Source organism: Streptomyces sp. NPDC054841, assembly GCF_053611045.1.
In genome coordinates this window covers 1-5,434 of record NZ_JBSGZO010000529.1, presented here as the reverse complement: position 1 = coordinate 5,434, position 5,434 = coordinate 1, and the positions used below count along the sequence as shown (strand labels likewise).

Below are 5,434 nucleotides of genomic sequence, written 5' to 3'. Positions count from 1 at the left end.
CGGTCACTTCACCGATCCCGAGAGCCTTGACGGGCTCCTCGATCTCGGCGGCGTCCCCGACGAGGACCGTGACGAGCCGGTCCACCGGGAATGCGCTCACGGCCGCGGCCGTCGCCTCGACCGTGCCGGTCTCGGCCAGGCGCGCGTACAACTGCGTCTGGAAGTCGTCCGGGAGGTGCTGCTCGACCTGGTCGGCGAGCGTGCCCGCGACGGATCCCGCCGTCTCGTACTTCAGCGGGGCGACGCCCACCAGGTTCTGTACGGCGACATCGCGCTCCGCGTCCGTCAGTCCCTCCGCCGCGAGGGTGCGCAGCACCTTCCAGAGGTCGTCCAGCGCCGGGCCGGTGTGCGGGGTGTCGACGGAGCCGCTGATGGCGAGCATCGCGGCGCCCGTGGCCCCTCCCGGGGACGTGGGGGCCCCGGAGCGCAGCACCTGGCCGAAGGCACGCACTCCGTACGTGTATCCCTTCTCCTCGCGCAGGACGCGGTCCAGGCGCGAGGTGAGGGTGCCGCCCAGGCAGTACGTGCCGAGGACCTGGGCCGCCCAGACCTGGTCGTGACGGTCCGGACCGATCCGGCCGATCAGCAGCTGCGTCTGGACGGCGCCGGGGCGGTCGACGATGACGACGCGGCCCGTGTCGTCGGCGGTGATCGGCGGCACCGGACGGCTCTCGGCCGCGTCACCGGTCCAGTCGCCGATCGTGTCCGCGAGCACGGCGTCCAGATCGACACCGGAGAGGTCACCGACGATCACGGCGGTGGCCGCGGCGGGCCGGACGTGCGCCTCGTAGAAGGCGCGGACGGCGGCGGAGTCGATCCGCTCGACGGTCTCCTCGATGCCCTGGCGGGGCCGCGACATCCGGGAGGAGGCCGGGAAGAGCTCCTTCGAGAGCTCCTTGGCAGCGCGGCGGCTCGGGTTCGCCGTCTCGTGCGGGATCTCGTCCAGCCGGTTGCGTACGAGCCGCTCGACCTCGCTGTCGGCGAAGAGCGGTGCGCGCAGCGCCTCGGCGAGCAGGCCGAGGGCCTTGAGGAGCCGGGAGACCGGCACCTCGAGGGAGACCCGGACGCCCGGGTGGTCGGCGTGCGAGTCGAGCGTGGCGCCGCACCGCTCCAGCTCCGCGGCGAACTCCTCCGCCGTGTGCTTGTCGGTGCCCTCCGAGAGCGCCCGCGCCATGATCGTCGCGACGCCGTCCAGACCCTCCGGCTCGGCGTCCAGGGGGGCGTCGAGGAAGATCTCGACCGCGATGACCTGCTGGCCGGGGCGGTGGCAGCGCAGAACGGTCAGACCGTTGTCGAGCGTGCCGCGGTCGGGAGCGGGGAAGGTCCACGGCTTGGCCTCGCCGGGCTGCGGCTGCGGATGGAAGTCCATGGTCACGGCAGCGTCGGTCACTGGTCCGCTCCCTCTGCGTCGTCGTTGTCCTCGGTGGCGTCAGCTGCTTGGACGGGCTCGTACACGAGCACCGCCCTGTTGTCCGGGCGCAGCTGGGCCTTGGCGACCGCCTGCACCTCCTCGGCGGTGATGTCGAGGACGCGCTGGACGGCGCTGAGCGCCAGCTGGGGGTCGCCGAAGAGCACGGCGTACCGGCACAGTTCGTCGGCGCGGCCCGCGACCGTGCCGAGACGGTCCAGCCACTCGCGCTCCAGCTGGGCCTGCGCGCGCTCCATCTCCTCGGCAGTGGGGCCCTCGGCGGCGAACCTGGCCAGCTCGTCGTCGACAGCGGCCTCGATGTCCGGCACCTCGACGCCGGCGGACGTCTTCACGTCCAGCCAGCCGAGCGAGGGCGCCCCCGCGAGGCGCAGCAGACCGAAGCCGGCCGCGACGGCCGTCCGGTCGTGGCGCACCAGACGGTTGTGGAGCCGGGACGACTCGCCTCCGCCGAGCACGGTGAGCGCCACGTCGGCGGCGTCGCACGCGCGCGTGCCGTCGTGGGGCAGCCGGTAGGCGGCCATCAGGGCCCGGGCCGGGACGTCCTCGCGGATCTCCTCGCGCAGCTGCTCCCCGATGATCTCGGGCAGCGTGCCGTCGCGCGGCGGCTGCTTGCCGTCGTGCAGGGGGATGGAGCCGAAGTACTTCTCGATCCAGGCGAGGGTCCGCGCCGGGTCGATGTCGCCGACGACCGAGAGCACCGCGTTGTTCGGCGCGTAGTACGTACGGAAGAAGTTCCGCGCGTCCTCCAGCGTCGCCGCGTCCAGGTCGGCCATCGAGCCGATCGGGGTGTGGTGGTACGGGTGGCCCTCCGGGTAGGCGAGCGCGGTGAGCTTCTCGAAGGCCGTGCCGTACGGAACGTTGTCGTAGCGCTGGCGGCGCTCGTTCTTGACGACGTCCCGCTGGTTCTCCATGGACTCGTCGTCCAGCGCGGCGAGCAGCGAGCCCATGCGGTCGGCCTCCAGCCAGAGCGCGAGCTCCAGCTGGTGGGCGGGCATGGTCTCGAAGTAGTTGGTGCGCTCGAAACTGGTGGTGCCGTTGAGCGAGCCGCCCGCTCCCTGCACCAGCTCGAAGTGGCCGTTGCCCGGCACCTGCGCGGAGCCCTGGAACATCAGGTGCTCGAAGAGGTGAGCCAGACCCGTGCGCCCCTTGACCTCGTGGCGCGAGCCGACGTCGTACCAGAGGCAGACCGCGGCGACCGGGGTCAGGTGGTCCTCGGAGAGCACCACGCGAAGGCCGTTGGCCAGGCGGTGCTCGGTCGCTGTCAGGCCGCCGGAGCCGGCCTCAGCTGTGGCCGTGTGACCCATGGGCATGTCGTCCCTTCGATCGCGTTGCAGGATGTCCTGCCACTGTATGCAAGCGTGCTGACACCTGGCGAAGTTCCCGGTGCTTCCGCCCTCTGTTCCGGGTCGCGGTCGGCCCTCTGTTCCGGGTCGCGGTCGGCGTTGTCAGCGGGACGGTCCACAATGGTCCGCGTCAGATCCCGTACATCATGTTGGTGAAGGAGCCGCAGCAGCGATGGCCCGCCGCAGCACGAAGACGCCGCCGCCCGACGACTTCGAGGAGAAGATCCTCGACATCGACGTCGTGGACGAAATGCAGGGCTCCTTCCTCGAGTACGCGTACTCGGTGATCTATTCCCGTGCCCTGCCGGACGCCCGGGACGGCATGAAGCCGGTGCACCGCCGGATCGTGTACCAGATGAACGAGATGGGGCTGCGCCCCGACCGGGGCTATGTGAAGTGTGCCCGTGTCGTCGGCGAGGTCATGGGCAAGCTCCACCCGCACGGTGACGCGTCGATCTACGACGCGCTGGTGCGCATGGCCCAGCCCTTCTCCATGCGCCTGCCGCTGGTCGACGGCCACGGCAACTTCGGATCGCTGGGCAACGACGACCCTCCGGCCGCCATGCGGTACACGGAGTGCCGGATGGCCGACGCGACGAGTCTGATGACCGAGTCGATCGACGAGGACACGGTCGATTTCTCGCCGAACTACGACGGGCAGGAGCGGGAGCCCGTCGCGCTGCCCGCGGCCTACCCGAATCTCCTGGTCAACGGCGCCTCCGGCATCGCGGTCGGCATGGCGACGAACATGCCGCCGCACAATCTGGGCGAGGTCATCGCCGCCGCGCGCCATCTGATCAAGCACCCGGGCGCGGATCTCGAGACGCTGATGCGTTACGTCCCGGGCCCGGACCTGCCGACCGGCGGCCGGATCGTCGGTCTGTCCGGGATCAAGGACGCGTACGAATCGGGCCGCGGCACCTTCAAGATCCGCGCGACGGCGACCGTGGAGGACGTGACGGCGCGCCGCAAGGGCCTTGTCGTCACCGAACTGCCCTTCACCGTCGGCCCGGAGAAGGTGATCGCGAAGATCAAGGACCTGGTCGGCTCGAAGAAGCTGCAGGGCATCGCGGACGTCAAGGACCTCACGGACCGTGCGCACGGACTGCGCCTGGTCATCGAGATCAAGAACGGTTTCGTCCCCGAGGCCGTGCTGGAGCAGCTCTACAAGCTGACGCCGATGGAGGAGTCCTTCGGTATCAACAATGTGGCGCTGGTCGACGGCCAGCCGCTGACGCTGGGCCTCAAGGAGCTGCTGGAGGTCTACCTCGACCACCGCTTCGACGTCGTCCGGCGCCGCAGCGAGTTCCGGCGCGGGAAGAAGAGCGACCGGCTGCATCTGGTCGAGGGCCTGCTCGTCGCCCTGCTCGACATCGACGAGGTCATCCGTCTCATCCGCTCCAGCGACAATTCGGCGCAGGCCAAGGAGCGGCTCATCGCGCACTTCTCGCTCAGCGAGGTCCAGACGCAGTACATCCTGGACACGCCGCTTCGGCGGCTCACCAAGTTCGACCGGATCGAGCTGGAGAGCGAGCGCGACCGGCTCAACGCGGAGATCGCGGAGCTGACCCGGATCCTGGAGTCGGACGCGGAGCTGCGCAAGCTCGTCTCCTCCGAACTGGCCGCGGTGGCCAAGAAGTTCGGCACCGAGCGGCGCACGGTGCTGCTGGAGTCCGCGGGTGCGGCGGTGACGTCCGTGCCGCTGGAGGTGGCGGACGACCCATGCCGGGTGCTGCTCTCCTCGACGGGGCTGCTGGCCCGTACGGTCACCGGGGAGCCGCTGCCGGGCGACGGCGGCAAGCGCGCCAAGCACGACGTGATCGTCTCCGCGGTGCCCGCGACGGCGCGCGGTGACGTGGGCGTGGTGACCTCGGCGGGCCGGCTGCTGCGGCTCTCGGTGATCGATCTCCCCCAGCTTCCGGACACCGCTTCGGCGCCGAACCTGTCGGGTGGGGCGCAGCTCTCCGAGTTCCTGTCCCTGGAGGCGGACGAGACGGTGATCTGCCTGACCACCCTCGACGAGGCCTCGCCCGGCCTGGCGCTGGGCACGCTCCAGGGTGTGGTCAAGCGGGTCGTGCCGGACTATCCGGCCAACAAGGACGAGCTGGAGGTCATCGGCCTCAAGGAGGGTGACCGGATCGTGGGCGGCGTCGAGCTGCGCACGGGCGAGGAGGACCTGGTCTTCATCACCTCGGACGCCCAACTGCTGCGCTTCCAGGCGTCGCAGGTCCGGCCGCAGGGCCGCCCGGCAGGCGGTATGGCGGGCATCAAGCTGGCCGAGGGCGCCGAGGTGATCTCGTTCACCGCGGTCGACCCGGCGGCGGACGCCGTGGTCTTCACGGCCGCGGGCTCGACGGGGGCACTGGACGACTCGGTGACGTCGGCCAAGCTCACGCCTTTCGACCAGTACCCGCGCAAGGGCCGGGCTACCGGTGGTGTGCGCTGCCAGCGGTTCCTCAAGGGCGAGGACCTGCTGGTGCTGGCCTGGGCGGGGGCGGCCCCCGCCCACGCGGCGCAGAAGAACGGCAGCCCGTCGGAGCTTCCGGAGATCGATCCCCGCCGCGACGGATCGGGCACTCCGCTGACGAAGCCGGTCGAGTCGCTGGCAGGCCCTGCGTCGTAGACCTGCACGCCGGCCGCCCCCGCTCCTGGTCACCGGGAG

The 5,434-nt window shown here is 70.8% G+C and carries 3 protein-coding genes; 1 reads left to right on the top strand and 2 read right to left on the bottom strand.

Going from position 1 to position 5,434, the window contains the following annotated elements:
• A partial coding sequence (locus ACWGI8_RS38480; RefSeq protein WP_453668085.1) for a M16 family metallopeptidase occupies positions 1-1,369 on the bottom strand: 1,369 nt, incomplete at its 3' end.
• A 17-nt stretch (positions 1,370-1,386) separates the two neighbouring features.
• Entirely contained in the window at positions 1,387-2,733 is a 1,347-nt protein-coding gene (locus ACWGI8_RS38475; protein ID WP_453668084.1) for a M16 family metallopeptidase, read from the bottom strand.
• 211 nt (positions 2,734-2,944) lie between these two features.
• On the opposite strand from ACWGI8_RS38475, the gene ACWGI8_RS38470 reads away from it, so the two are divergent.
• A complete protein-coding gene (locus tag ACWGI8_RS38470; RefSeq protein WP_453668083.1) occupies positions 2,945-5,395 on the top strand; it encodes a DNA gyrase/topoisomerase IV subunit A in 2,451 nt (816 codons plus the stop codon).
• Positions 5,396-5,434: the final 39 nt, after the last annotated feature.